At 69.7% G+C, this 24971-nt stretch carries 23 protein-coding genes and 2 pseudogenes; 13 read left to right on the top strand and 12 right to left on the bottom strand.

Features of this window, described 5'->3' with window-relative positions; translation table 11 throughout:
* The first annotated feature begins 118 nt into the window (after positions 1 to 118).
* Positions 119 to 628: an AAA family ATPase gene (locus tag OG898_RS29015; protein ID WP_266960879.1), complete on the top strand. Its 510-nt coding sequence runs from the start codon at positions 119 to 121 to the stop codon at positions 626 to 628.
* Between the two features lie 26 nt (positions 629 to 654).
* Here the strand turns inward: OG898_RS29015 and OG898_RS29010 are convergent, their stop codons facing one another.
* Both OG898_RS29010 and OG898_RS29005 read right to left on the bottom strand, forming a co-directional pair.
* Complete coding sequence (locus tag OG898_RS29010; RefSeq protein ID WP_266960877.1) at positions 655 to 1200, bottom strand: hypothetical protein; 546 nt, start codon at positions 1198 to 1200, stop codon at positions 655 to 657.
* Between the two features lie 867 nt (positions 1201 to 2067).
* Entirely contained in the window at positions 2068 to 2355 is a 288-nt protein-coding gene (locus OG898_RS29005; RefSeq protein ID WP_266960875.1) for a hypothetical protein, read from the bottom strand.
* Positions 2356 to 2448: 93 nt separating this feature from the next.
* Between OG898_RS29005 and OG898_RS29000 the strand changes: the two genes are divergently transcribed.
* Positions 2449 to 3492, top strand: a complete 1044-nt coding sequence (locus tag OG898_RS29000; RefSeq protein WP_266960873.1) for a helix-turn-helix transcriptional regulator — start codon at positions 2449 to 2451, stop codon at positions 3490 to 3492.
* Positions 3493 to 3799: 307 nt separating this feature from the next.
* Here OG898_RS29000 and OG898_RS28995 read toward each other — a convergent pair whose 3' ends face one another.
* A complete protein-coding gene (locus tag OG898_RS28995) occupies positions 3800 to 4720 on the bottom strand; it encodes a nitroreductase/quinone reductase family protein (RefSeq protein ID WP_266960871.1) in 921 nt (306 codons plus the stop codon).
* 85 nt (positions 4721 to 4805) lie between these two features.
* Positions 4806 to 5054: a hypothetical protein gene (locus OG898_RS28990; RefSeq protein WP_266960869.1), complete on the bottom strand. Its 249-nt coding sequence runs from the start codon at positions 5052 to 5054 to the stop codon at positions 4806 to 4808.
* Positions 5055 to 5316: 262 nt separating this feature from the next.
* On the opposite strand from OG898_RS28990, the gene OG898_RS28985 reads away from it, so the two are divergent.
* From OG898_RS28985 to OG898_RS28970, 4 genes are all read left to right on the top strand, one after another.
* Entirely contained in the window at positions 5317 to 5634 is a 318-nt protein-coding gene (locus tag OG898_RS28985) for a CU044_2847 family protein (RefSeq protein WP_266962652.1), read from the top strand.
* 441 nt (positions 5635 to 6075) lie between these two features.
* Entirely contained in the window at positions 6076 to 6657 is a 582-nt protein-coding gene (locus tag OG898_RS28980; RefSeq protein WP_266960867.1) for a hypothetical protein, read from the top strand.
* A 100-nt stretch (positions 6658 to 6757) separates the two neighbouring features.
* Positions 6758 to 7285 (top strand): hypothetical protein, encoded by a 528-nt coding sequence (locus tag OG898_RS28975; RefSeq protein WP_266960865.1) that lies wholly within the window; start codon positions 6758 to 6760, stop codon positions 7283 to 7285.
* Between the two features lie 219 nt (positions 7286 to 7504).
* The gene (locus OG898_RS28970) at positions 7505 to 8161 is read left to right on the top strand and encodes a hypothetical protein (protein WP_266960863.1); all 657 of its coding nucleotides are present in this window, start codon (positions 7505 to 7507) and stop codon (positions 8159 to 8161) included.
* A 149-nt stretch (positions 8162 to 8310) separates the two neighbouring features.
* Here the strand turns inward: OG898_RS28970 and OG898_RS28965 are convergent.
* A pseudogene (locus OG898_RS28965) lies at positions 8311 to 8709 on the bottom strand (aminotransferase); the annotation flags it as partial.
* On the opposite strand from OG898_RS28965, the pseudogene OG898_RS28960 reads away from it, so the two are divergent.
* Positions 8708 to 8878, top strand: a pseudogene (locus tag OG898_RS28960) (transposase); the annotation flags it as partial. The pseudogenes OG898_RS28965 and OG898_RS28960 sit on opposite strands and share 2 nt — an antisense overlap.
* 558 nt (positions 8879 to 9436) lie before the next feature.
* On the opposite strand, the gene OG898_RS28955 reads toward OG898_RS28960, so the two are convergent.
* Positions 9437 to 9826, bottom strand: a complete 390-nt coding sequence (locus tag OG898_RS28955; RefSeq protein ID WP_250749624.1) for a hypothetical protein — start codon at positions 9824 to 9826, stop codon at positions 9437 to 9439.
* 1458 nt (positions 9827 to 11284) lie between these two features.
* Between OG898_RS28955 and OG898_RS28950 the strand changes: the two genes are divergently transcribed.
* Positions 11285 to 12298 (top strand): L,D-transpeptidase, encoded by a 1014-nt coding sequence (locus OG898_RS28950; protein ID WP_266960862.1) that lies wholly within the window; start codon positions 11285 to 11287, stop codon positions 12296 to 12298.
* Positions 12299 to 12965: 667 nt separating this feature from the next.
* On the opposite strand, the gene OG898_RS28945 is transcribed toward OG898_RS28950, so the two are convergent.
* The 4 genes from OG898_RS28945 to OG898_RS28930 all read right to left on the bottom strand — a co-directional run bounded on the left by OG898_RS28945 (position 12966) and on the right by OG898_RS28930 (position 18020).
* The gene (locus tag OG898_RS28945) at positions 12966 to 13751 is read right to left on the bottom strand and encodes a serine protease (RefSeq protein WP_266960860.1); all 786 of its coding nucleotides are present in this window, start codon (positions 13749 to 13751) and stop codon (positions 12966 to 12968) included.
* Between the two features lie 351 nt (positions 13752 to 14102).
* On the bottom strand, positions 14103 to 14771 hold the full coding sequence (locus OG898_RS28940) for a WD40 repeat domain-containing protein (RefSeq protein ID WP_266960858.1): 669 nt from the start codon (positions 14769 to 14771) through the stop codon (positions 14103 to 14105).
* 190 nt (positions 14772 to 14961) lie between these two features.
* Positions 14962 to 15771 carry a hypothetical protein gene (locus OG898_RS28935; RefSeq protein WP_266960856.1) on the bottom strand — a complete coding sequence of 270 codons (810 nt, stop codon included), beginning with the start codon at positions 15769 to 15771 and terminating at the stop codon, positions 14962 to 14964.
* The gene (locus OG898_RS28930; RefSeq protein WP_266960854.1) at positions 15765 to 18020 is read right to left on the bottom strand and encodes an AAA family ATPase; all 2256 of its coding nucleotides are present in this window, start codon (positions 18018 to 18020) and stop codon (positions 15765 to 15767) included. Before OG898_RS28930 ends, OG898_RS28935 begins: the two co-directional genes overlap by 7 nt.
* A gap of 220 nt (positions 18021 to 18240) precedes the next feature.
* Between OG898_RS28930 and OG898_RS28925 the strand changes: the two genes are divergently transcribed.
* The 5 genes from OG898_RS28925 to OG898_RS28905 all read left to right on the top strand — a co-directional run bounded on the left by OG898_RS28925 (position 18241) and on the right by OG898_RS28905 (position 23687).
* Complete coding sequence (locus OG898_RS28925) at positions 18241 to 19131, top strand: hypothetical protein (RefSeq protein ID WP_266960852.1); 891 nt, start codon at positions 18241 to 18243, stop codon at positions 19129 to 19131.
* A gap of 845 nt (positions 19132 to 19976) precedes the next feature.
* A complete protein-coding gene (locus OG898_RS28920; RefSeq protein WP_266960851.1) occupies positions 19977 to 20465 on the top strand; it encodes a hypothetical protein in 489 nt (162 codons plus the stop codon).
* Positions 20462 to 21094, top strand: coding sequence for a hypothetical protein (locus OG898_RS28915; RefSeq protein ID WP_266960849.1), 633 nt, complete (start codon positions 20462 to 20464; stop codon positions 21092 to 21094). The genes OG898_RS28920 and OG898_RS28915 overlap by 4 nt, the downstream gene beginning before the upstream one ends.
* Positions 21094 to 22905: a putative T7SS-secreted protein gene (locus OG898_RS28910; protein WP_323184938.1), complete on the top strand. Its 1812-nt coding sequence runs from the start codon at positions 21094 to 21096 to the stop codon at positions 22903 to 22905. Before OG898_RS28915 ends, OG898_RS28910 begins: the two co-directional genes overlap by 1 nt.
* A gap of 17 nt (positions 22906 to 22922) precedes the next feature.
* A complete protein-coding gene (locus tag OG898_RS28905) occupies positions 22923 to 23687 on the top strand; it encodes a hypothetical protein (protein WP_266960845.1) in 765 nt (254 codons plus the stop codon).
* Positions 23688 to 23921: 234 nt separating this feature from the next.
* Here OG898_RS28905 and OG898_RS28900 read toward each other — a convergent pair whose 3' ends face one another.
* Positions 23922 to 24515 carry a hypothetical protein gene (locus tag OG898_RS28900; protein WP_266960843.1) on the bottom strand — a complete coding sequence of 198 codons (594 nt, stop codon included), beginning with the start codon at positions 24513 to 24515 and terminating at the stop codon, positions 23922 to 23924.
* A gap of 228 nt (positions 24516 to 24743) precedes the next feature.
* Entirely contained in the window at positions 24744 to 24938 is a 195-nt protein-coding gene (locus OG898_RS28895; RefSeq protein WP_250749659.1) for a hypothetical protein, read from the bottom strand.
* Between the last annotated feature and the right edge of the window lie 33 nt (positions 24939 to 24971).

Raw genomic sequence — 24971 nt, 5'->3', positions numbered from 1 at the left:
TCGACTACCTCTGCGAGTACTCGGCTGCAGGTCGGCGACCGCTGTTGTCCTGTCGCAGCGAAGGTGAAGCAGTCTCACCGAAGGCTGAGCAGATGTGCGAGGGCCTAGGGTGGGAAGAATGAAGATCATCCTGGTGAGCGGGCCCTCAGGGTCAGGGAAGACGACCGTCGCGCGAATTCTGGCCGAGAGCAGGCTCTCTCCCAGCGTGCACCTGCACACGGACGACTTCTATGCGGCGGTCAAGCAGGGTGCCCTGGCGCCGTATCTGCCAGAGGCACACGCGCAGAACGAGACCGTCACCGGCGTGATCGCCCGAGCCGCGGCCGGATACGCCGCCGGGGGTTACCACACAGTGGTCGACGGGGTGATCGGGCCGTGGTTCCTGGAAGCGTATGAGAAGGCGGCGAAGGCCGCGGCGGTTGGGCTGACCTACGTGGTGCTGCGGCCTGATCGGGAAACTGCGCTCGACCGTGGGGCGTCCCGCTCCCAGCACCCGCTCACCGACCTCGACATTCTCGGCCAGATCTACGACGGCTTCGCCGATCTCGGCCCGTACGAGCAGAACGTCCTCGACTCCACCGCACTCACCGCTGAGGAGACTGCAGAGGCTGTGGTCAGACTTCTGTGAGACTGCTCAACCTTCGCCGCGACAGATCAGCTGTCCTTGCACAGTGCGGTGATGGTGGGGCTGTTCACGCCGTGTGCGGAGCGGCACAGCGCGGCCATGTCCCCGGCCCGCACTCCGGGTGCGGGCTGGCCAGGGCGGCGCGGTGCGGGCGTGCGGGAGCCGGCCTTCGCGGGGCCCGTGGTCTTGGGCCTGGTCCTTACGGTGGGGCGCACGGCGGGCGACTTGGAAGTGGTGGCCCTGTGTGGCCGTGTGGGCTCCTGGCGGGACCGGCGCGGAGTACTCGGGCTGCGCCGCTCCGTCGCGGCTGCGGGAGCTGGGTGGGCGGGGCCGGGCGTGCGCTGCGCGGGGTCGGCGCGGAGGCCGGACGGATGGGTGCCGGGCAGGGGTGAGAGGGGCAGTGCCGCAGGCTCGGCGGCGTACTGCTCGGGCCGGGTGGGGGCCGGGTGTTTGCGGTCGGCCGCCGCGGTGGCCGGGGAGGCCTTCACGACTGGACCGGGGGCGGGGTGGACGGTGACGCATCCGGGTGCCGCGAGCAGCGCGGCGAGGAGCAGGGGCAGAGACCAGCGGCGCATGTGATCATGCTCCCGCACCCCACCCGCTCATGTCTCCCCGGCTCCACTGCGCCTCCCCGGATGGCCGAACCGCAGGGGAGGGCGCGGGCGGGGGCGTCGGCCTGGCAGGCCGACAAGTCGAGGGGTGCGGCGCATCCTTCCTGCGGTGCATCCTTCCTGCGGTGCATCCTTCCTGCGGTGCATCCGTTCCTCCGGCGAAGTGAGCCCCGTCCCCGGGGCCCGTATCGGTGGTGGCCGAGGCGGTATTACCGGGCAGTGATCAAGCGCGAACGGCTGTACCGCGAGAGCCGAAGCGTTGATCGCCGTGGCGATCGAGGCCCCGCGACCGTGGGAGGTCCGGTCCGGTGCGAGCGGGTCGGCTCTGTTCACCCGGGTTGTGATTCTGGCTCAGATCCTGGCCGCTGCCGGCGATCTGTGGCGAGGACGGGCGTCGCCCTACAGCAGTCGCTGACCCGCAGCGACTCGTGGAGCTCGACCACAGCAGCGAGACGGCACCCGCATCACCTCTGGTCGACGGGCCGAACGGAGCGAAGGAGCGAGATTCCGGCGAGCTCAGACAAGATCGCCAGCAGCATCCGGAATGAGTGCCAGAACCTCTTCCTCAGGTACAGAGCCACCCCTCCGCCGGTATCGGCCGGCGTCCAGGCCACGTGGATGCGGACAGGGCAGCGGCCGGTGAACGTGGCGCGAGGCTGGAGTGGCCGCGATGCCGAGGCGTTGGCCTGGGATCCCAACCCTGACCACGGGTGCGAGATGGCCGTCAGAGCTTTGCGATGCTGCATTCTTCGGCTGATCGGAGGAGGTTCTTCTCGCGATCGAGGTGTCCGTATGCCCTTCGCCCGCCACTCTTGAGGGCCTCGGCCTGATTCACAGTTCCTCGTCCGTCTCGAGGATCCGGGTCTGCGGGATCCCCGCAAGTGCCGGCGCATTGTCCCGTGAGGCCCACACCCGGGCCTGGAGGAAGCCGAGGAACCGTTCCGCCTGGTCTGCGGTATCGAAGTCGAGGCCGACGATCACGTACGCCGGGTCGTTGACCGGGCGCTGGACCCGATGCCGCCGTACGCCCGCCTCGTTCCGCACGGGCGCGAACCGGTCGAACGCGCTCTTCCATACGGCGAAGTCGGTGATCGGGTGCTCGATGTGCAGAGTGAACATGACGCCTCCATGGTCCGGTGCCTCCATGCTGGGCAGGGGGCAGGGGCTAGGCACATCCCAGATATGTGGGGAATGGCGAGATAGCCTCGAACCATGGCTGACTCTGCCGCGTACGCGCGGTCGCACGCGCGTGTTGTCCGCCTCTGCGAGGCCGTCGGCGACTCCCGTGACCTGCGTCTTCGCCTCCTCGACGAGCTGCGTGCAACCGCCGGGTTCGACGCGTACGCGTTCCTGCTCACCGACCCGGAGACCTCAGTGGGCTGCGCGCCGATCGCGGACTTCCCGGACCTGCCCGAGCTGCCGCGGCTGATCCGCCTCAAGTACCTGACCGAGGTCAACCGCTGGACGGCACTGGAGGGCGTCGCCCGGCTGAGCGAACACCAGGGCCCCTCGCGCAGCCTCCTGTGGCGCGAACTGCTGAGCGGCTACGGGGTGCGGGATGTCGCCTCGATGGTGTTCAGGGACCGCTTCGGCTGCTGGGGCTTCCTCGACCTGTACCGGTACGACCGGGACTTCACCCGCGCGGAGGCCTCGTACCTGTCCTGCCTCACCGGACCGGTGACCGCGGGGCTACGCCGCTGCCAGGCCGAGACCTTCGTCGTACGGCCGCCCGACGGGCCACGCCCAGGTCCTTTGGTACTGCTGCTCTCCCACGACCTGCGGGTACTTGGCCAGACCCCTGAAACGCACGCATACCTAAGCGTGTTGCTGCCGCCCGAGCACGGCCGGCCGCCGGTCCCCGCGAGCGCCTACAACGTCGCCGCCCAACTACTGGCCGTCGAGGCAGGCGTCGACACGAACCCCCCACGCGCCCGGGTCCACCTGAAGGACGGCCTGTGGCTGACCCTGCGCGCCGCCCGGATCGGCGACGCGGATCCACCGGACCGCCGCGACATCGCCGTCACCATCGAGGAAACCTCACCGACCGAGCGGCTCGCCGCCTTCACCAGGGCATTCGCCCTGAGCGCCCGAGAGGCCGAACTGCTCGGCCACCTCGCGAAGGGCGGCGACAGCCGCACAGTGGCCGATCAGATGTTTCTTACCAAGAACACCGTGCAGGACCACCTCAAGTCGATCTTCGCCAAGACGTCGACGAACAACCGCAGAATGCTGCTCACCCGCGCACTCGGAGCCTGAGCCAAGCAGGCCTGCGGCGGGGATGGACAGTCAGGCTCGTCCCCGGTCAGAACGGCTGCTGCCGACCGCATGCGCGGTCTCCGGCAGGGCTACCGCGCGCACCAGCGCATCGAAGGAGTAGACCCGCCCCTTGGGGTCCCTCGGGCCGGGCCCACGGTCCAGGAATCTCCGCAGGTCAACAGCGTCGACCAGCGGTGCGGGGGCAGCCGGGGCCGGCCGCGTTTGCCTGCCGGCGGGCCGGGACCGGCCTCCGGGGCGGAACGCGGGGAGCACGGGCCCGATGCGGGCCCGTGCTCCCCGCGAACGCTCAGCCGCGCACCGGCGCGGGACCCATCGCGTTCAGCGCGGTGACGAGTTGGCGTTCCTCATCGTCGAAGTGGGCTTCGAGCCGGTTCGCCAGGTCCGCCACCTCCTCCCGCAGCCGTACCGGGTCGTCCCGGTCGGGAGTGAAGTCCTCGACCAGTTCCTTGATCCGGTTCTGGAGGTCGGCCACGATCTCGTGTTCCTCGGCGAACCTCTCCAGCACCGGTTCCAACGCGGGGAACCGCTCGCGGAGCACCGGGAAGGCGCCGATGTCCTCGCCGGTGTGGTGGACGTTCAGCGCGTGGCAGAAGTCCAGGCAGTGCGACCGCAGTTCGGCGAGCGGGTTGCCGCCCTCGGCCTGCGGCGCGATGTCGTCCGCCCTGCCCTCGACCACGTCGTCGATCCGCCTGCGCAGGTCCGTAAGCTCACCGCGCAGCCAACCGTGTAGTTCGACGAGTTCGTCACCGAGGTGCTTGACCCGGTCGGGGTCGAGGTCGATCGGGTGCAGTGCGACGACCGGAATGATCCGGTCCGTCTTCGTCTGGTACTCGCCGTACCCCGGCTGCTGAGCGGCGATCTCCGAGAAGAGCCTCTCGCGCTCCTCGCGCGGGGGGATCGAGGCGATCGCCCGGTAGGTCCGGGCGCCTGTCTCGACCGTCACGACCGCGTTCTTGCGGATGTTGTGGTACCACGCCGGATGGCCCGGTGCGCCGGCCGCCGAGGCGACGACCAGGTCCTGCCCGTCGATCTGCATCAGCCCGAGCGGCTGGGTGCGGGGCCGGCCGGTGCGGGCCCCCCTTGTGGTGAGGAGGCACAGGGTGGAACCCTCGAACATCCCGCCGACTTTCCCGGCGTTGGCACGGAATTCGTCGATGATGCCCTGCTGGAACTTCAGAAATTCTTCGAGTTGAGTCTCGTCTGACATGGAGGTGGAACCCCTGGGAAATCTTGCGCCCGCCCACCGCGCACCCGACCGGGCGCACCGCCTGCGGGGCACGATCGGGAGGCTATCACCGCGGCGCGTCGTCCGTATCGGTCACAGCTCCGGCCACCTGCCCCGCACCATGGCCTCCCTGCGCAACCTTGCCATCTGCGTCCACCGGAAGCTCGACGCCACCAACATCACCGCGCCCCTGCGGCGAACCGCCCGCGACTGTAGGCGTGATCGGGAAGACATTCCTGAATTCGCCGAACGGCACCCTTGCCGGGGCGTCGTTGGCGGTGCAGTCGAGCTGTTGCCGAATGATCACATCGTGCATCTTCGCAGGCAGTTGGGAAGGTGGACCGCCACCACGAGCAGTCCATTCAAGATCAGTAGGGACTAAAGCCCATGCTTTACCTGCGTCTTGCATCCGCCAGGGCACTCACACAAACAGCGGCCAGAACCGACAGCTTCCTTCTCGAACGCGCGGCTTCTCCTCAAGGGGTGGCGAGCACAGCTATGCGCGCCAAGAGCCGTGAAAGGGCGCCGAGGTACACCCGGGCGGACAAACGTCATTCGGCGACGGCGACGGGGGCTGCATTCTGGTCGAGGTACCCGCAGGTGTGGTGGAGGGACCGGTGAAGGCTGGCCGCCTCGGTGAGGCCATTGGTGAGCTGCCCAGGACGCTGCAAGAAGCACTTGCGCCGGTGACGGAGGCGGCTCGCACCGTACTCGACCAACTGCGCGAGGGCCGTCCCGACGAGATTGCGGTCGAGTTCGGTGTCGACCTTGCCGCCCAGGCCGGGGCGGTGATCACCAAGAGTCAAGCGGGTTGCCACCTCAAAGTGATCATGTCGTGGAAGGTGAAGGACGGCGACACGGGTCATCCTCGGCATCCGGACGAAGGGGCAGGCTGATCCGCTGACCGGCATCGCAAAGACACCCGGGGCATGGGGGTCCTGCCTGCTGCGGTGGCTCAAATCCTCGGATCGGACGGAAGGGTCGCCGGGCCCGGCTTGCTGGTGGCCGACGGACTGCTGGTCACCTGCGCCCACGTCGTCGAGCTTGCCGGAGGGGGGCCTGGTACACCGGTACAGCTACGCTTCCCCGGTCTGGAGGGTGGCGCACGAGGATGTGGCGGTCGTCCGCCTGAGCAGCACCCCTTCCGGTCTTAAGCCGTTGCCGCTGGGCTCTGTGGCCGGCTGCAATGGCCACAGGGGGCGCTCGTACGGGTTCCCCGCGCAGCACCGCACCACCCGGGCCTGGCGCCGCGGTCCGGTGCCGACCAGCGCGGTGGATGCGGACCAGGCCGGCGTGCGCGCCGCCGAGGCAACATCGTCCGCGGAGCACTAATGGTCGTGGCCGCTGCAGGTCTGGTGTGGGCACTCACCTTCGAGGGCGAGCCACCTGCCGCCGAAACAGCCCCCATCTCCCAGGCGCCCACAGCCCAGACCTCCGCCGGTACGGCCGGGCCCCTGGAGGTCAAACGCGTCATCGTCGCCGCCCCGCAGGTCGGCGTCTACCAGCTGCTCGCCGGAGCGGAGGCCGCCGAATACGATGAGCTCACCTCAGAAAGGCAGCCCTCAGGCAAGCGGTGGTTCTACGACGGTCCCAGCGAGCGTCCGGTGGGCGCCATACTCCAGATCAACACCGTTGAGTGGGACCCGCGACTGGCGAAGAACAAGACCTCGGACACCACGACACAAGAACTGCGCAACTTCTTCGCCGGGTGCCGGGCAACCGAGGTCACCGCCTTCGGTGCGGGGCCCTGGGACGGCAAGTCGAGCTGCGGCTTCCTGCCGTCGGCCGGACACCCGATCGTGTGCGCATGGACCGCCTTCGGCACATTCGGCAGCGTACTGCTGGCAGACGAGCAGGGTCTCCCGAAGGCCGCCGAGGTCGCCCGGCAGTTCCGCACCGCCTCAGAGAAGCGCACCTGACTGCAGCGCGCACGTACCCGGTCTGTCGTGTGGATGCCCGACTCCAGGGCCCGCATCGACTCCATGCGAGAATCACGTCCTGATCACTGACGGAGCCGCCGTGTCCCTCATCACCGAGTACAGCACCATGGCACGCCCGGACCGCGGCATCGTGCAGGTCTACGACGCTGACGCCTACCTCGGTGACGACGAAACACTGGCCCGGTCGAGGGCCGAGGTGGCCGCCGGAAACGGATACCACCTCTACCTGCACAGCCTCCAAGCCGACGTCGAAGTCCAGGTCACCATCAAGATCTGGGACAGCCCGCAGAAGCCCCCTGTGGACGTCGAAGGCATCGTCACCCTCACCCTGGAGTCCGAAACCGGTCAGCTCGTCGTCAACCAGCTCACCTACGGGCCGGCACGCGTCATGGAACTTCCCCGTCCCGGTGTGTACGACGGGCAGGCGTCCTGGATCGGACGCAACGCCACGGCGGCCTACTGCGAGAGCAGCCACCGGCGATCCGTCGAAGAGGAATGGAGCAAGGATCAGCTCCGCGCCGCGTGGGCGCAGTGCCCCGCGACGGAGCAGTACACCCTCGACCTCTGGTTCGTCAGGGAATCCGAAGACGAAGACGACGAGGAATAGCAGTTGTCCGGGCGATCACGGCTGGTGTCGGGTCGGCTGTTGCTTGAGGCTTCTGTGGCGACGATCTGAAGTCGATTGCCCGAGTTCCTTCGACGCGCGACCATCACCGGTTGGATGAAGTCGCCGCGTTGCCCGCGGACGCCACGGCACCGAGGTAGGGGGCCAACTGAAACGGTTAGGGTGCGTCGGGAAGGTGATCGCGCACCCGTGGGGGATGGAATGACAGTGCACAGGCCCGGACTGCCGCAGGATCTGCCCTCGCCGGAGGTCTTGTGGGCCCGGTGGAGCACGGTCGCCGTGCTGGAGGCGACGACAGAGGCGGAACAGAAGCCGCCGGGCCACCGCACGGGCTGCTGGATCGACGACCGTGGGCTGCACCTCGACGACTGCGGCTGCACCTGGTGGACGTTGAAGCCGCTGGGAGGGGACCGGTTCGTGCTCTTCGGTGAGGACGAGTCCAGCGGGGTGAAGTGGCACGAGCCGCCGGTCGACATGTTGGCCGGGGCTCCGGACTGGCTCCCTCACGACACGCTCCGTGAGCTGATCGCGGGGAACGAGCTGGGGTGCGTGTACTGGTCCGAGAACGGGTCCTGGGCGCGGGCGCCGTACCCGGCGGACCTCGATGACGACGGTCTCGACTGCGGGTTGAGCCGTTTCGTCAACGAGGACGAGCTGTTGCGGGAGCTCGACGGCGGGGCGGTCCTCGGGGAGGGCCGCGTGGAACTGGTGCGCCGCGCCGAGCGGTACGAGCTGACGCCGGAGCTGCTGGAGACCCTCGTCCGGGATTCGGGCACCGAGCCCGCTGACCTGCCGGCCATGCTGCGCGCCCTGCGGCGCTCGGGCCTGTCCCACGGGAGCGCGCAGCCGGCCGCGTAACGACCGGGCCCTGCGCCAGGCCGTCCACGTCGCCCGCACACCAACCCCCTCCACCGGCCCGACCGCCGGCCGACACCTCCTCCCGCTGCGCACGGATGCCGAGAAGCCGGGGCAGCCGTCCATCGTGTGCGCTGTGTGGTCACCGCCTTCTATTGGCGGTGTCCGCTCAGTAAGCGGCCGATCCGGCTGATTTCCGCTTCCAGGTCGTCGGCGTAGGGCAGGGTCAGGAAGCGGTCGGGGCGGGGCTAGTTGAACCCCTGCCCTGGACCACCTGGATCCTTTCCCGCAGCAGCAGGTCCAGCACGAACCGCTCGTAGTCGTGGATCGGATGCACCTTGGGGTCGATGCGCGGGGACGCGTACAGCGCGCCTTTCGGCTTCACGCAGGACACGCCGGGGATCTCGTTCAGCTTCTCCCAGGCAGCCGCATGGAAGCGAGCATGGTTAGCCCCTCCAGGTAGCTGCGCGCGTGCTGCCGGGGCCGCTCACCACCAGACAGCCGGACCTGAACCCCGCCACCCGGTAGGTCTTCGAGAGCCCGCAGAAGGTGCGTGTGGACCGGTGCAGGGACTTCCTGTCGAAGACGGTCGCGGCCGCTTTCGGCGCTCTGGTGGTTCAGGTGGAGGACCTGCCCGCTTACACCCCGCACCTGAAGGGCACGGTGGAGGGCTGGAACCGGGCGGTGGAGTCGGTGTTCCTGGCGGCACTGCCCGGCTATGTCCGTCAGCCGCGCCCGGGCAGGCGCCGGGCACGACTCAAGGACGAGGTGCTGCTCGACTTCGAGGACTTCACTGCTCGCCCACGCGCGCTGTTCCCTCGTGTCATGATCAAGAGGTCGGAACCCGAAGAACCGACTCTCGTCTTGGGTAGATCGACGTCCGCAACTAGGCCAGCCTGGCCATGGTCCGCCGGTTCGATAGGGCCGTCGTCACACCTTGATGGACCAAGGCGGCTCGGAGCTTGAGCTCTGGGCCGTGGTGATCGACTGAACTCTGGTCGGCTCGATTCAGTGGCAGAGGGCGGCCAGGCCGCGACGACCACGCCGCGCGCTCACCACGGCAACTAAAAGGCCGACCGCTACCCGGCTGGTCCACCGACGCCGGCCGCACCGAGGACATCGGGTGGCGCCAGGCCCGCACCACGCTGCTCGAGGCCGTCGCACGCCACCACCACGCTCACCTGCTCGCCGCCATCGTCGAGCTGGACGGTGAGCTGGTGCTCCCAGCTACCCGTGACGGGCGCTTCAGGGGCGCGGTCATCCCAGAAGGCTGCGCGGTCAGCGCCGGCCGCCGCCGATGCGGCGGTCGTCGGCCAGTGCGGTGAGCGGGCCGAACTCGCGGGCAAGCTGGTTCCACGTCAGCACCTCGCCACAGCGGGCCGGGAACTCCTTCGGGTTGAACTCGGGCATGGTCCAGGTGCCAGTGCCCCGGTCCCGCAGCCACAGGTCCCCGTCACCGTCGACCACAGTCGGCGGGACCGGTACGGGCTCGGCCTGATCGGTGGGCTCCCAGGTGACCCGGCCCGGGTGGGAAACGCGGCGCAGCTCGGTGGTGGCCAGCCGTGCGGCCAAGTCACGGGTGGACTCGTCGGCGTCCTTGACCGACGCGAGTCGGAATGCGTCGTCAAGTACGGGCAGGGCCGGATTCTTGCTGCGCTTTGAGCTCATACGCTGACTACCTTCGGTGGGGGGCGTCACATCCGTTGTGGCACCCCGTAGAGGAACACGGTATCCGAGGCGGGAGCCGGGACGGCTACGGCCACTGCCCAGGTGGAGGCGCTGGCACACCGGGCAGTGGGGCTAGGTAGTGAGCTGGTCCTGGACGTGGCGCACCCGTGGTGGTAGCGCTCAGATACGGCGGTCCGGGTCTGAGAGGGTGAGGCCGCCCGGGGCGAGCGGACGTTGGGCCGGGCCGGGGCGGGTGCGAGCTCGGGCTGGCCGGGCGGCCGGCGGAAGTCGGCGCCCTGCTCGACCAGCATCAGCCGGCGCCCACCCGCCTGGGCGGGTACGGGAGCGTCGGAATCGGGCTCGGAGAAGGCGGGCAGAGGGAGCGGTCGACGGTTCGGTCGTGATCCCTAGCCTCCCAGGTCCGGCCCTGCGGGTAGGGCCAGACCGCTATCAGCGGTGATAGTGCTCCGGCCCTGGCCGGCAGGGCCAGGCTGGTTGTTTCAACACCCGAACAGAGCGGTGAAGCCACTGCTACCGCCGGTGACGGTCGTGCTGCTCGCTGTGGGCGGTCTCGCGAGCAGCAGCGGCTCGACGCGCACCACCACGAGGCCGCGGTCTCCGAGGTCTCCTCCGATTCAGGGAAGGGCGCGGCCCACCCCGCGGGCGAAGAGACGGGGTCTACCGCGTCTGACCGGACGGTGATCAAGAACGTAGGCGTTGCGGGCAGCGACTCCCGAGCGGGTCCTACGCGCAGACCGCTGATGGTGACGGGGACGCGATTACGTTGGCGTTCGACGACACGGACGTGCACGGCGACCGGCACGCGACGACGTGCGAGCGGCAGAAGGGCTGCCGCGTGGTGATCACCTACAACGCGCCCCTGCGGGCTACGGCAAGGCCGCGCTTTCATGTCGATGTCCAGGGGGAGGCGGCCTCACCGCTCCAGGAGGCCTGGGTCACGCGGCTGCGGGTTGGCTCGTACGTTCGGATGGGCGGTTGAGGGGTTCCGCCAGCCGCGGTAGTCCGGGCGTGGATGGTGACCAGGCACAGCGCGGTGCGGTAGAGGCCGACCTCTGCTTCCCCGCGCACGCGGGGATGCCCCCTCGGCGGCCTCGCAACGCTTGGCACCACCGCGGCCGCCTTCATCGGCCTGCTCGCCCGCGCCCCGCGCGGTCCGCTCGGCCGGGTACTGGGCTGCCGTCCGGCAGTGGCACTGGGCGGGCTCTCGTACGGGCTGCTACCTCTGGCGCTGATGGCCATGCCCCTCCTGCGGCCCGACAGCACCCCCGTCACCGATGTGACCCGCCTGCCCGTGACGTGAGCCGTCGACCAGGTCGATCCGCGACGAGACGGGCCTGCGGTTTGTCACACAACGGTCATCAGCAGATAAGAACCGGTCGTCTGCCGGCAGCCGTCCTCACAGCTGTACCAGCCCTTTCCAGAGAAGAGCCGTCCACAATGATGCGTGTTCGCCCCCAGACGACCCCGGCAGCTTCCGCCCGCGGTCGTGGCCGCCCCGCGGCCCCGCTGTTCGCCGTGGTCGCCGGGCTGTTGCTCCTCACGGCCTGCGGCTCCGGCGGGGACACGGTTCGGGCGGACGACGCAAAGGTGTCCGCCGACGTGGCGGGTGTACAGGCCGCGGCGTCGGAGGCAGCCGTTCCGCCGAAGGTGACCACCGGAGCCGTACTGGACTTCGACCTGATTCCGGGGGCGGGGAAGACGGTGGGTACGGGTCAGCCGGTGTCCTTGGAGTTCGAGAAGCCGGTGAAGGACAAGGCCGCGGTGGAGAAGGCGTTGACGGTCACCGCGTCGACCCCGACCGAGGGTTCCTGGGGCTGGGTGACCACACCCTCGGGCCACGACCGCCTGGACTGGCGCCCCAAGGACCCCTGGAAGCCCGGCACGGACGTCACGGTCAAGGGCACGCTCACCACCGTGGACCCCGGCGGCGCGCACTTCGACCGCGACCTGGACCGCACGTTCAAGATCGGCCGTGACCAGCAGCTGACCGCCGACCTCGACACCCACCGGCTCATCGTCGAGCGTGACGGCAAGGTGGTGAAGTCCATCCCCATGTCCGGCGGACAGCCCGTCAAGGGCCGCCAGTCCCGGCTGGGCACCTACGCACTCAAGACGCGGGAACCCAAGGTGCACATGACCTCCGCGTCCGTGGGCGGGCCGGTGGACTACGACGTGGTGGTCAACTGGGGCATGCGGGTGACCGACACCGGCGCGTACCTCCACGAAGGGGTTCCCGAGGCGCAGAAGTACGTCGGCAACACCAACCACAGCGCCGGATGCATCGGCATGACCCCGGCCGACGCGAAGTGGATCTTCGACAACACCATCCTCGGCGACCTGATCACGATCAAGGGCCGGGAAGCCATCAAGAACGCCGACGGCCCCGGCAACGGATACGCCGACTGGAGCATCGGCTACGACGACTGGAAGAAGCTGAGCAAGGTCTCCTGACCCCCCGCCCGGCCACGCCCCGCTTCGATCCGGCACCGGCTCAACGCTTCGCCATCGCGGCCCCGTCCGCGTCGCCGCCGCCGACCTCGCCGACCATCCCACCATTCCGCCATCCGGCCGACGGGATGGCCGGCCGTCTCGCCGACGGGCGCATCCCCGTCCGAACCCGGCAGAGTCCGGGCCCAGCCCTCCGTACCGGGTGGCCGTCTGCGTGAACGCCCCGGTACGAAGGAACGCACCGCCACCTGCACCAACAGAACAACCATCCTGCCGACAGCCGGACCGTCCGAGCCTGACAGAATCCGGTCTCCTGCCTTCGACGATGGAGAAGCAGCGTGCGTGGCTTCATACGGGGAGTGGCGGCGCTCCTTGTCCTGTCCTCCGCAGTAGCGGGTTGCACCAGTGGGGAGACCGGAGAGACGGGACAGAAGGGGGAGGCGGGGGACGGCCCGACGCCTGGCCGAGCAGCTCACCGACCCCGCCCGCCCGGGCGGCCGCGCTCACCGCGGTGGCGGGCCACCTCGCCCGGGTCCCGGTCAGCCCGCTCGCCACTCTCGACCCCACCGGACCTCCGCGCTGCGGGACGCAAGGGCTTCGGGGAAACGGGACCCGGGGGCCGCCGAAACGGGTGAGGGGTACTCGCGCCAGGGCCCCCCGGGTGGGCACCCTAGCCGTGCTCGGACTGCTGGTAGAGGCGTTCCGCGAACGCGCCGAGTGCCGTTCCGTAGCTGACGCCCTCGCCGCCGCTGACGTTCACCGCGATGACGCTGCCCGCGGCGTATTCGCCCGCGAGGTAGGGGCCGCCGCTCGATCCGGCCCCCATCATGCACGGGACGCTCCGCATGCTCTTGCCGGCCTCCCAAGCGCCGGCGCCCGAGCAGTGCACGAGTCGGTCCGTGTACGGGTAGCCGAAGAAGTGGGTGGTCGTGGCCTGCTCGCCGGTGAACGAGATGGGCTGGGCGCCGGTTGCCTCGGAGATGTTCCTCCCGTCGACCCCCGGGTTCATTTCGAGCATGGCTACGTCCAGTCCGTCGGCCTGCCAGTTCTCGGCCATCCGTATCCGGCGCACCGTGAACCCGCCGTTGGGCGATGTCCCGCGTCGGTAGCCCGGAACGAAGTAGAGGTTGCGGTCCCAGGTGGCCTCGCTCGACGGTGCCTCCTTCACCGGCGTCCTGACGCAGTGCGCCGCGGTCACGACCGTGCGGACTCCGACGACGGTCGCCGTGCAGGCGCTGGGGCTGCCGTCCGTACCCGAGGCGTACAACCGGCCGACCGTCCGGGCTATCGAGCCGTCACCGGTCCACTCGGGCTGGACCAGATCGTCCTTGGCGTCGTCGACGGCCACTGCTGCGATGCCTTCGGAGGTCCAGTACATCTCGGTGAGACCACGGGTGCCCGTCACGGCACCGTCGTGAACCACGGTGCGCACGTCGGCGGCCGATGCCGGTGACATGACATCACCTGCGGTCGACGAGGAAGGGCCGCAGCCGGTGGATCCGCACAGGACCAGGACGGCCGCTGCTGCCGCACCCCACGTACGTATGTACTTCACGTTTCTTGAAACCTCATGCCGATGCTCGTACCTGGGCCCGCGCGTGCCGGCCGCCCGGCCGCGATCTCCCCGCCACGGTCCGACCGCTCGGGAACTGGGGCGCGGTCGGAGCGCAGAGCCTACGACAGCCCCGGCGGGCGGCCGCGGCCGGGCCCGGCGGCAGCATAGAGGGCGACGGGGCGGTCCATGGGACACGAGGATCGCCGGGCAGCCAGGCTCGTACGGGCCCGCACGGCCCGGGACCCGGCGGCGTCACAGCAGGTGTTCGTCCAGCGTCAGCGTTGCCAGGCCGGCCGGGCCGTGGATGTGGAGGACCGGGCCCACCGGGCCGGCGCCGACGGCCAGGGCGTGGACCGGGGCGCCGGTGAGCAGGGTGTGCCGGAGCTCGCCGGTCAGCGGGTCCCAGATCCGGACGCCGCTCGGGGCGCCCGAGGCGAGCAGGGTGCGGCCGTCGGCGAGGGGGATCGCGGCCAGGGCCAGGGTGTCGGGGGCATTCCAGCGGGCGACCGGGGAGCCGTCGGCGGTGTCCCAGAGGTGGATGTCCCCGGAGGTCGCGGCGGCCAGCAGGATCCGGCCATGGGACGGGAGGACGCACGGCCGCAGGTAGAACACACCTGTACGGCCGTGGGACCTCATGGTGGTGACGATGCGTTCGGAGGCCAGGTCGACGAGGGTGATCCCACGCCTGCCCACCACCGCGATCGTGGCGGTGGCACCGTGCGCTGCGGGGACGGGCGTGAGCGACAAAGGGGAGCTGATGACCGGGCTGAGGAGGAAGGAGGTGGTCCGCTCCGTACCGTAGGCCGGATCCCACACCGTGGAGCGGACGACCCGGTCCGTCTCCAGCCAGACGGCCATCGGCAGGCCGTCGGGCGTTGTGGTGAAGCATGTGGGCCAGGCCGTAGAGGGCCTTCTCTCCATGACGTGGACGGTGTCGCCGGACACCAGGTCCCAGAGCGACCACGAGCTGACGAGGCCCGATGCTTTTGCTACGGATCGAGGCCAGTGCCTCACCTCCGGGCAGGGCAACCGGGGCACGGCCCAGGACCCGGCGATGGTGCACCTGTTCGCCCCGGAAGGGGTCCCACAGCTGCGCGTAGCTGCCTCCCGCTCATCCGCCGACGACGAGGAGCAGGTCGTCCTCACCCGGCCTGGACACGGCCAGGACCGATCGGGCCGGCGAGCTCGCGAAGGGCGGGTGGGGGGTCAGACCCGAGGACGGGTCCCAGAGCCGGATCCCCTCGGATGTGCTGAGGGCCACGAGCGCTTGCCCGCCCGCGCGGCGCACCACGACCGTGGGGGCGGCGCCGGCCTCGGGGTACGCCGTCTCAGGAAAGCCCACCGCCTCGACGATGGTTCCAGGTCCGGTGCCGAGCGGATCCGGCCACCACACGGAGGCGCCGAAGGCCGTGATGACGAAGAGCGTCCAGCGGTCGGCCCCGTCTTCGAGGACGTGCACGGTACGGATCGCCCGCGCGGACATTGCGGTGAGGACCTGTCCCGAACCGGGGTCCTGGATGGTGACCCCCTCCCCGTGCCACGTGACAAGGAACGTCCTGCCACCGGTGGCATGGATGGGGCACATTCCCTGCAGGAGGCCTGGATGGCCTCCGAGCTTGGCGGCCAGGCGGCCGGTCTCGGAGTCCCAGATCCGTACGGCCCCACCGATCGCCAGCGCGGCGATGAGTGTCCGCCCGTCCAGTGTGGGCACGACGCACAGGCTCCGGGTATGCCCTCGGGTCAGTGCGAGCACGTTCACGCGCGCGGCCCACAGGCCCCACGCCAGGGAGGCGGGCAGTCCGACCGGGGCTTCCCACGACTCGCCGCGTACGCCCCGGTGGAAGGCGATGCTGCCGATGCGCGAGGCAATGTCCACGGAGTCGTCCACGTACGGCTCGATCAGCGCGGCGGCCGTCAGCATTTGAGGTGCGGACTCGTGATCGGCAGGGGCAGCCCCAGGCGTGCCCGGAGGCTTCCGGAGGATTCCTGGGCCAGGAGTTCCAGCGGTACGTGCAGATCGTCCAATACCTCCCCGGCCGCCGCGTGGTGGAGGAAGTGCCTGCGGACGTACGGATGGGCGGGGCGCGGCCCGGACCGCTCGACCAAGCCGGCCAGGGCCTGGGCCAGGGCGGCGTGGGCGGAGACGAGTACCTGCCGTTCGCCGTCGGGGCGCCACCACGTGGACTCCGTGGCCGACGACGGCGCCAGCAGCCAGCTCGGATCCGCGAGCAGCAGGTCGGTCAGCCGCTGGTGGACGGGCCGGTAGACGGTACGCGCGTCCTCCTCATCCGTGGCCAGGTACCCGGTCAGACGACTGGCGCGCAGCGTCCTGATGGCGTGGTCGGCGGTGTAGGTGCCGACGTAGCCCGCCCCGTACTCGGCTGCGACGAGCGCGGTGGTGACGGCGGGCCAGACCTCGGCCCAGGGCAGGCCCGCCCCCGGCGCGAAGGCCGTTGCCCGGAGCGCGGCGACCAGTAGGTCGGCCGGGACGCCGGTGGCCAGGGACACGGCCCTGATGTCCTCGCGGAGCAGTCCGGTGGTGCCGTCGGCGAGGCTGCCGAGCCACCCGGGCTCGGTCAGGTCCTGGCGGGTGTCGGCCCGCCGGAGCTGGTCGGCGGCGATCCGGGCGTCCAGGAAGGACGGCGCGACCGCGTCGGCGATGACGCCCGCGGCTTCGGAGGCCGCCTCCGGCGCGCCGTGATACGGACTGCCGGGCGTCGCGAGCAGCAGCGTGGCGCCGTAGGCGGCGATGTCGGCGGCGCAGTCGGGGCCGTCGGTGCGCAGGGTGCCGGGCACGAGGCCCTCGTCGTGCAGGGCCTCGGTCAGCCGCAGCAGCAGGTGGTCCGCGCGCTCGTCGAGCAGGTCAGCTCCCGCCGGGTAGGTCGGCTCGGCCGGTTCGGGGGAGCTGCGGATGCCGAGGAGGAGACGGACGAGGCGTACCCCGTCCGGACCGCGGAGGCGGGCGAGCGGCAGGACGACGTCGTTGAAGACGGCGAGGGGGTCGTCGGCCTCGTCCAGCGCGTCGATCACCACGGTGACGGGACTGGCCGCTGCGGTGGACCGCTCCAGCACCCGCCGCAGCAGGGCCTGGAGGGGCGGTTCCGTTCCCGGACCGTGCCCGTGGGCGCGCGTGAGGGCGGGCGCTGGGCTGTGCCCGAGGCCGGTGTGCAGGTCCTCGATGATCACCTGCGCGGACTTGTTGCGGGCCAGTACGGCCACGTCGACGGTGCCCGGATCCGGCCGGAGCTCCGCGGGGATCCCCGCCACCATGGCCGCGTACTGCGGATCCGCGACGAAACCCGGGTCGGAGAGGGTGACCAGGCGGGCCAGCAGCGCGGACTTCCCGGATCCGGCCGCGCCCGTGACCACGAGGACGCCCTCGGTGTCGCGCAGGAAGCGGGTCATACGGCTCATCGGTGCGGCCCGGCCGCTGAAGTACCAACCCGGGTCGTCCGCCGCCGCACGTCCCGAGGCGCGCTCCAGCCAGAACTCGTCGAGAACGCCCGTATCCGGGCGGGCGTCCGTCCCGGTGTCCCCACCCGAGTCCCGCGTCGGGGTCAGGGCCAGCTGTCGCAGAGCGGGGCCGGTGGTGCTCACGGGCACCCGGTAACGGGGGTTCGGCAGACAGGCGCTGGGCCCACGGCTGGGCGATCGCGGGACGACCCACAGGGGTTGCACGAGGTCCCTCTCGACACCGTGCTCGTCGCGTCCGACCTCGTCCAGAAGATCCCCCCACTCCCTGAACGAGAGGTGGGGTGCGGTGTACCCGGCGGGCTCGTCCCGCATGCGGGCGCAAGCCAGCGCCACCCGCTCGGAATGGCTGTCCAGGACCGCGGTGACGAGCTCGCTCGTCGGGAACGCGGTGGCGAACAGCCGGTCCGGTTCGGTGTCGGCGAGCATCAGGAAATGGCGGGGTGCGGTGCGCCGTAGGCCGTGTCCGGTGATGTAGACGACGACGGCCTCGCGGTACTTCGCCGCGGCGAGATCTTCCTTGCGCAGGAACTCGCGCAAGGCATCCACGGAACGAACCGAGGGTGCCCGGCTGACCTCGAAGCGGCGGTCGTCGTCGAGTTCCGGGTCGGCCAGCCAGCCGGTGATCCGCTCCACTTGTGTCGCTATGGCCTCGTCGAACCCGTCGGGGCTCTCCTTGTAGCCGTCCACGGCGACCACGACCAGCCGTCGGCGCCGGACGCTCCCCGCTCTTGTGCACCCACAGTCATCCCCCTGATCCGCACGCGATGTGTGGCGCACGGCGGCCCCAGACTATCCACGGCAGGGGCAACTCCGGCGGCGGGTGGGCCATCCCTGGATACGATCTGCTCCTGGGCCGGGACCGGTGGGTGATGGACCGTCGGCACGGCCGGGCAGGGCGGAACGGGGGAGTGTGAACATGCTGCAGATCGTCGGCGTGCACGGCATCCGGCAGGGCTCGTCGGCCACGACGGCCGAGCTGAGCCGGAAGTGGCAGGCATCGGTGGACGACGCACTGGCCGACTCGGGCCACGCCGCGACGGCCGGTCCGATCCGGCTCACCGTCCCCTCGTACCAGGGCGTCTACCCGAAGACGGCCACCCGGTACATGCGCCTGGGCCCGGGCTCCGCCGACGCGGCCGAGGACGCTCCCGTCGGGGAGGAGGAAGAGGAGTTCATCCTCCAGGCCCTCGCCGCCTACGCGCCGTCGGCCGTCGCCGAGGAGGACGACTCGCCCATGGGCGGGCAGACCCTGGGAGAGGGCCGGCTCACGCCGCGGATCCTCAGGCGTGCGCGAGCGGTGGACCGGGTGGCCGGCAGGGGCGTGACCGACCGTCTGCTGTGGCTCGTGCGCGAGGCACACGGCTACCTGCGCCACGAGGAGACCGGCGCCGCCGTACGCGCCGAGGTACGGGCGGCCCTGGCCGCCACCGGAGCCCGGATGGTCATCGCGCACTCCCTGGGCAGCGTCGTCTTCTACGACATGCTGAGCCGCGGCGAAGTACCGTCCCGCGCGGACGGGAGCCCGGCGGTGGTCTCCCTGATCACCTGCGGATCCCCGCTCAGCTGGCTGGCCGTCAGGAAGGGCGTCCACACGGCCGGTGCCCCCCTGTCCGTCCCGGCCGGGGTGGAGTGGACGAACCTCTACGCCCCGTACGACCCGGTGAACAGGCGCGGAGGCCTCTCCCACCTCGCGGTCGGCGTCACGGACATCGAGGTCGACAACGGCAAGCTCAACGCCCACGACGTCCACCGCTACCTCGACAAGCCGGCCGTCACCGAACGCGTGGCGAAGGCACGGTACTTCTGATCAGAGCCCCTGGCAGCGCCGACGCTGCCAGGCCCCACAGCCTGAAGGACTCCGCTGCCACACAGTTAGGGGGACATGCCGAAGCCTCCAGGTCCTCACCCGGCCGTCTCCGTGCCGTCTCCCCCCCTGGCCGTCACACATGGGTGGACTTCCTTGTTCGACTGGGAGAGCTGGTGGATATGGAGGAATCAGTGAAGGTGCTTCAAAATACGCTGCTGCCAGCCTAGAGTCGCAGGTCAGCAAGTCCGCTCCCCGCGCACGTAGGGATGATCCCTTGAGGCTGTCTTCGGTCGTCAGGCCGACAGACCGCTCCCCGCGCATGCGGGGATGAACCCACGAACTACCGGCCGGTGCTTACAGAGACCGAATGCTCCCCAGAGGGTCTTGCTGTGCAGCTGCGCCCACGGCTGCTCCCCATACCCGCGGGGATGACCCCATGGCCTGGCCCGGGTCGAGCCCGGGCAGCCGGTAGCCCGTCCTTGTACGCCACCCCGTCTGCGTGGAGGCTGGTTGTCCCTGCGCTCTGGTTTGTTCGAGTCGGCATCCCCTTTCGGTTCGCCGTCGAGCCGTCGAGGTTCACGAATGCACCAGGCTTGTGGACGCTCCGCGCCTCACCCTGGCGTGTTGTCCAGGCCGAAGGCGGAGAAGGAGTGCTCGCCGAGCGGGGTTCTCACGGGCTGACGTGGCGGCAAGGAGGGCGACCCGGAGCATGGAGTGTGCATAAACGAAGAGCAAAGCTGACCTAAAACCACATAGTCGGTCGCGGTATGTTCGACTCGAACAGGTGGGGTGACCGGCTCGGTTCAGCCCGGGGCTGACCAGCGGACCGGTGTGAGGAGTTCTGGGTGGGGTTCGACGAGGAGTGGGCTCAGTTGCGGGCGGAGGCGGCCGCACGCTCGACCTCATCTCCACAGGCGCCGGTGATCGTAGCGCCCGTGCGCGTAGCGGCTGTTCCCGTTGTCGAGACGGGGTCGGTCGAAGAAACGGCGGAAGCGGGACGGGAACGGCTCACCGAGTTCCGCGCCGCCACCGTGCTGGTGCCCCTGGACCAGCGCGGTGGCCTGTGGACCGCCGAGTTGGGTGGTCTGGACTGGATTTGTGCCTTCTCCGACGAGGCGGCACTCGCCCGCTTCGCCGAGGCGCGGGGCGAATCGGGGGACCGGTGGCCGTACCGGCGGGTGATCGGTGCGCGGTTGCTGGACGAGGTGATGCCGGCGCTGGACTTCCCGTGCGGAGTCGCGCTGAACGCGGCCGGTCCCGATGGCGCGGTGTTTCCGCCGGTTCGGGGGATCGTCGCGGATGCGGTGGCAGTTGACGGGGAGAAGGCGGCATGAGCGGGGACGGGGGCGATCTCGATGTCTCCAAGGCGGCACTGGGCCAGATCGCCGAGGGGATCACGCAGACGTTGGCCGAGCTGAAGGAACTCGGGATGGTCGGCACGGCCAGTATGGGCCGGGGCTTCTCTGACCTGGCCCTGTCCGGCATGGAGACGGGGCACGATGGGCTGACGTCCGCGCTCGGGACCTTCTGCGAGCGGTGGGAATGGGGTGTGCGGTCCCTGGTTCAGCAGGGCAACGCCTTCGCGGCGAAGGTCGGGCTGTCGGCGGGTGCGCTGCACGAGCAGGACCAGTACATCCAGGGCAGTTTCAAGGTGCTGACCAACTCGGCGATGGGCAACCCGTACGCCTCCGAGGAGGACGTCATCGGCAAGGGCTGGGGCGAGGTCCTCTCCGACAACCCGTACATGCAGATCCGTGACGCGGATTACAGCCGGGAATCCTTCGAGCAGGCCAACGAGAACAGCAAGGAGGCCTGGAAGGGCACCGTCCGGGACCTGAACAGTTCCGACATCCTCCTGTCCAACCAGCTCATCGACGCGGCCGGTCTGGGCGACGAGATGGACGCGGCCGTCGACGACATGGTCGGACCGGCGCCCGCGCCGCAGACCGGTGGTGAGCGCTGATGCCGGACTGGGGTGGGCTGCTCAACGAGGGGCTGGGCAAGCTGGAGGACGGCTGGGACGCCACCACGAGGGCGGTGGGCAAGAGCGTGGACATGGCCGCCCACGGGCTCGGTGGCGCCCTGGAGTACGTGGGCGCGGACGAATGGGCGGACACGGTCGAGGACTGGGGCGACGACATCGCCTCCGACCTGGGCGCCACGGTGCGCGAACAGGGGCTCGGACAGAGCGAGCAGGCGAACGAGCTCGTCCATGGCAAGCCCTCGGCCATCCGGGAGTCGGCCAAGCACATGACGGACTTCCGGGCGGCGTTCGACCGGGTCGGCCAGGGCATGAAAGCCCTGGACTCCGGCCATTGGCGGGGGGCTGCGGCTGATGCCTTCCGCGAGAAGTTCGCGATGCACCCGGCCGACTGGTTCCACGCTTCCGACGCGTGCGAATCCGCTGGTGGCGCGCTGAATCGTTACGCCGACACGGTGGAGTGGGCACAGGGGCAGGCGCAGGAGGCCATCGAGCTGTACAAGCAGGGGGTGAAGGCGTCGAAGGACGCCGAAGCCGTGTACAAGGAGAAGTTCGCCGCCTACGAAGCGTCCGTGAAGGCCGGCGGCGCCCCGGCGATCTGCCCGGCACCGGGCGTGGATCCGGGTGAGGCCGCCCGCGGCCGGGCGCGGGACATCCTCAACGAGGCCCGCCGTCAGCGCGACGAGGCCGCCGCCACGGCCGAGCGCGCCCTCACGGCAGCCCTCGCACACGCGCCGGCCGAGCCGCCGCCCATGGACCGCGCGCTCGGAACCTTCCTCGACTACCAAGGTGCTCAGGCCGTCGAGCTGAACCACGTCGTCGGGGGAGTGGTCAAGGGCACCGCGGGAATCCTCAACTTCGCCCGTGGCCTCAATCCTCAGGACCCCTACAACCTCACCCATCCCGCCGAGTACCAGCAGCACGTCAGCATGACTCTGGCCGGCCTCGTCTCCACCGCCGCCCATCCCGAACGGATCCCCGTTGCCCTGATCGACTCCTTCAAGGACGACCCGAGCGAGGGCTTCGGCCGGCTCATTCCCGAGCTCATCGGCACGAAGGGATTGGGAGCGGCCCGAACCGGGGCAAGGGTTGCTGAGGAGGCGGCGGAGAGCGCGGCGCGCAGGGGAGTCACGCGGGAGGCCGCCCAGGCCCAGGGGGAGGCCGCGGCCCACGGCAGGAACGGCCTGAAGGGCGAGGACGGGCCCGCGGACGGTGATCCGGGCGCGCCGTCCGGCACCGGCACCGGTGGAGACCGCCCGCCTCTCATGCGCCAGGACGACGACTTCAGCGCCGAGTACAACAGCCGAGGGCAGCGGAAAGCCCACCTCAATGCCGATGGCGACCTGGTGCCTGCGAATCCGGACGGTCAGGCGAGCATCGTCGACCACGTCGTCGGCCGGGACCCGGCGAAGTCGGACAGTCCGTACACATCCCTGAGCAGAGACGGAGCCGACGCCAAGGACTTCGGTGGCGGAAAGATCAAGATCGATCTGCCCCGTCTGGACGAGGACATCGCCGCGGGCCGTGTCCAGGGTGTCGAGGTCCATTCTCCGAAGGAAGTCCAAGCCGCCATTCAGGCCAGCGCGGACGAAATAGCCGGTCGTCCCGTCGATCTCACCGTGCCGCCGGGCAGCTCGAGGCCCGCGATCGAGGAAGCCGCGGCGGAACTGGGACTCAGCAAAACGAAGACCAAGCGCATCATCCAGCGCATGGTGGACATGATGAACACCCAGCGCGACGAAGAATGGCTCATCAAGGGTATTGTGCCGAGTGATTACATCACCGGACCGTAATGAGACAGGGCAGTGGCATGACCCAGTTCGAAGATCTCCTCGGAACCGACTTCGAGGGAAATCGCACCGACGACGTCGATGACGTGATCTACGGAGGCTACGATCACGCCAGTCATCGCGACCGTGTGCCTGGCCTCGTGGCTTTGCTCGGAGATGCGTCGGCTTCCGATCGCGAAAGATACCTCGCCTGTCTGGCTCTTGTGTCCTGGGGTGAGCCTGCTGGGTATCAAGCCGTCCGGCAGGCGACCCTGGAGCCGAAAGCCGTTCCTTGGTATGACCTGGTGATGGATCGCAAATTCTCGGTGGACAGCAGTTACGGAAAATTCTCGGAGGCTGCGGCGGACAGTCGGGAGCTCGCCGGGGAAAAAAATTCTTCCGATCTCCGAGTGGAAACCTTCCGGTCGCTCATTCGGATCGCGGACCGTGAATACTTCGAGGAGAAGCTGGGCGACTACCTGGAAGAAGCGGTGGTGCGCGTATGCCTGCCCGACATTCACGAAGTAGTCATTCGCGGCCTCGGTTCCATCGAATCGGGAGCCCGCTTCCGGTTCGATCTGGCGACCCAGCTCGTCGATCTGGCCAACTCGGTCGTTCCCGTCGATGAAGAACTGGCCGTGGGACTGGTCAGGAGGATCCTCCAGGCCGTACCCGCCGACCGGACGATGGCCCATGCGGTCACCGCGGTACGCCGGTCGAAGGGACCGGCGGGACAGGCGCTGGCGGAGTACTTGTCCACCGCCGGCAACGCACACGTACGGTCGCTGCTGTCTGAAGTGGCATAAACATGTCGATCCGTTCGGATGGCCCCCTCTCGCTCTTCTTGGGCCGGCGCTTCATGGCGGAGGCCAGGTCTACCGCGACGACGTGAACTCACCGAGACGGAGCAGGCGTCCGCTGCCGCTTAGTTCATGAGGCCGCGGTGAGTCAGGCCAGCAGGCGTTTCAGGACGAGGTCTCCGCCGGGTCGGCCTCGGCGGCCAGGGCCGCGCGCAGGGCGTTCTCGGCGCGCTCGCCTGCTCAGGCGGAGATCAGCTTCTCCAGGGTCTGCCAGCGCGTCTCGACGGCCGTGCCGCGGGTGGTGCCCACCTTGCACCACAGGGGTGTCGCGGCCGTCACGCGGCCGAGCTCCACGAACAGAGTCGAGAGCGCGATCGACTGGTCGACCGTCAGGGCACAGGCCGCCTCGAAACGTTTGGCGACCTCGTGTGCGGCAGTCCGGCCCCCGACGCGCAGCCAGACGCGGACGACCGACTCCAGTTCGGGGCCGGTCACGCAGGGGTCGGAGAGCAGCCGGCCGCCCAGTTCCATGACGGGCGCGACCTCGTCGTGGTCCACCAGCATGGGCAGGAGGCGGGCTCGCAGGGGCATGCCGTCGTACAGGCGGTCTTCCAGAGCGGCGAAGACCTCCGCACAGGCGTCGGGGCCGCCCTGCTGGGCGAGGATCACCGAGGCGGCGCTCGCGCATGCGACGTCGCCGCAGCCGGGGTGGTTCAGAGCTTTCCGGGCCATGCGGAGGACGGCCTCGGGAGCCAGGTCCTCGTACATGAACCACTGCATCAGGTCTGCGTAGGTGTCGGGCTCCGGCTCAAGTCGTTCGAACCACGAGTCCACCTCCCCCACCACATCGGCACTCCCGCTCTGTGCCACTGCGCCCAGTTCGAACGACCAGGACTTCGACCGACGGCGCCGCGAACCCTCTTCGAGAAGTACTCGTACGATTTCGGCTGCCTGATGCGGGTGGTCTTCGAGTAGTTCGAGTACGTCCCGCAGGAGACGTCCCTCCAGGTCCGGCCCGCTCAGGAGCGAGCGGGCGAAGGGGATGAGGGAGGACGAGTTCCGTCAGCTGACGATCGTGTTGAAGAACAGCACGCCCGCGGCGAACGCGCCGCCACCCGCGAGGAGCCCGGCGGCCAGGGAGCCACCCGCCAGCACGGTGAGTACGACCGCCGCGACGGCGGTCAGCACGCCGAGCAGCAGGATCACGGCCGACCGCTGCGGGAGCAGGGGCGGCGGTGGGGTGTTGTTCTGGGACAACTTCGGCTCCAGGTGGGGAGTAGGAGTATGGGG

Source organism: Streptomyces sp. NBC_00193 (assembly GCF_026342735.1).
GTDB classification, from domain to species: domain Bacteria; phylum Actinomycetota; class Actinomycetes; order Streptomycetales; family Streptomycetaceae; genus Streptomyces; species Streptomyces stoeckheimensis.
Note: the sequence above shows the minus strand (reverse complement) of the source record. Positions and strands in the feature narration are given on the sequence as shown.

What these genes read in the sequence shown, in the direction of transcription:
- OG898_RS28990 (WP_266960869.1), bottom strand. Translation starts at nt 5,054, where the DNA reads ATGCACGATGTGATCATTCGGCAACAGCTCGACTGCACCGCCAACGAC.
- OG898_RS28910 (WP_323184938.1), top strand. Translation starts at nt 21,094, where the DNA reads ATGCCGGACTGGGGTGGGCTGCTCAACGAGGGGCTGGGCAAGCTGGAG.
- OG898_RS28935 (WP_266960856.1), bottom strand. Translation starts at nt 15,771, where the DNA reads ATGCTGACGGCCGCCGCGCTGATCGAGCCGTACGTGGACGACTCCGTG.
- OG898_RS29010 (WP_266960877.1), bottom strand. Translation starts at nt 1,200, where the DNA reads ATGCGCCGCTGGTCTCTGCCCCTGCTCCTCGCCGCGCTGCTCGCGGCA.
- OG898_RS28970 (WP_266960863.1), top strand. Translation starts at nt 7,505, where the DNA reads ATGACAGTGCACAGGCCCGGACTGCCGCAGGATCTGCCCTCGCCGGAG.
- OG898_RS28925 (WP_266960852.1), top strand. Translation starts at nt 18,241, where the DNA reads ATGCTGCAGATCGTCGGCGTGCACGGCATCCGGCAGGGCTCGTCGGCC.
- OG898_RS28995 (WP_266960871.1), bottom strand. Translation starts at nt 4,720, where the DNA reads ATGTCAGACGAGACTCAACTCGAAGAATTTCTGAAGTTCCAGCAGGGC.
- OG898_RS28950 (WP_266960862.1), top strand. Translation starts at nt 11,285, where the DNA reads ATGATGCGTGTTCGCCCCCAGACGACCCCGGCAGCTTCCGCCCGCGGT.
- OG898_RS29000 (WP_266960873.1), top strand. Translation starts at nt 2,449, where the DNA reads ATGGCTGACTCTGCCGCGTACGCGCGGTCGCACGCGCGTGTTGTCCGC.
- OG898_RS28955 (WP_250749624.1), bottom strand. Translation starts at nt 9,826, where the DNA reads ATGAGCTCAAAGCGCAGCAAGAATCCGGCCCTGCCCGTACTTGACGAC.
- OG898_RS29015 (WP_266960879.1), top strand. Translation starts at nt 119, where the DNA reads ATGAAGATCATCCTGGTGAGCGGGCCCTCAGGGTCAGGGAAGACGACC.
- OG898_RS28940 (WP_266960858.1), bottom strand. Translation starts at nt 14,771, where the DNA reads ATGGAGAGAAGGCCCTCTACGGCCTGGCCCACATGCTTCACCACAACG.
- OG898_RS28905 (WP_266960845.1), top strand. Translation starts at nt 22,923, where the DNA reads ATGACCCAGTTCGAAGATCTCCTCGGAACCGACTTCGAGGGAAATCGC.
- OG898_RS28945 (WP_266960860.1), bottom strand. Translation starts at nt 13,751, where the DNA reads ATGTCACCGGCATCGGCCGCCGACGTGCGCACCGTGGTTCACGACGGT.
- OG898_RS29005 (WP_266960875.1), bottom strand. Translation starts at nt 2,355, where the DNA reads ATGTTCACTCTGCACATCGAGCACCCGATCACCGACTTCGCCGTATGG.
- OG898_RS28915 (WP_266960849.1), top strand. Translation starts at nt 20,462, where the DNA reads ATGAGCGGGGACGGGGGCGATCTCGATGTCTCCAAGGCGGCACTGGGC.